The 517-nt window shown below is 65.6% G+C and carries 1 protein-coding gene; it reads left to right on the forward strand.

The window, feature by feature from the left end:
- The coding region (locus V7756_RS19085) for a PP2C family protein-serine/threonine phosphatase (protein WP_335611774.1) at positions 1 to 517 on the forward strand (517 nt) is incomplete at both ends.

Consider the following 517-nt stretch of genomic DNA (forward strand, 5'->3'; position numbering starts at 1 on the left):
AGGTGCGCCGCGTGCGTCAGGCGCTGCACGTGGTCAACCGCCGGCTCGGCCATGAGGTCACCGTCACGGCCGATCAACCGGATGCCGTGATGGGCAGCACCGTCGTGGCGTTGCTCGGCAATCAGGAGCGCGCCGTCTGTCTATGGGCCGGCGATAGCCGCTGTTACCTATGGCGCAACCAAAGGTTGTATCAACTATCACGTGACCATTCGCTGATGCAGCAGCTGATTCACGAGGAGCAGGTCGACCCATTGGAGGCGGCCCGGCACCCGGCAGCCAACGCGCTGACCCGCGCCGTGGGGGCGCACGAGCGGCTGGTGCTCGATATTCTCGAGTTCAGCGTGCAGCCCGGTGACACCCTGCTGCTCTGCAGCGACGGTCTCTACCAATCGGTCTCAACCGGAATTCTCAGCCACGCCCTGGGCCTGCTGTCGCCTGAGGCGGCAGTCGACTACCTCTTCTCTCATGCCCTTTCCGGCCCCGCGCGCGACAACATCAGCGCGGTGGTCATGCGCCG

Source organism: Halopseudomonas sp., assembly GCF_036961105.1.
GTDB lineage: Bacteria > Pseudomonadota > Gammaproteobacteria > Pseudomonadales > Pseudomonadaceae > Halopseudomonas.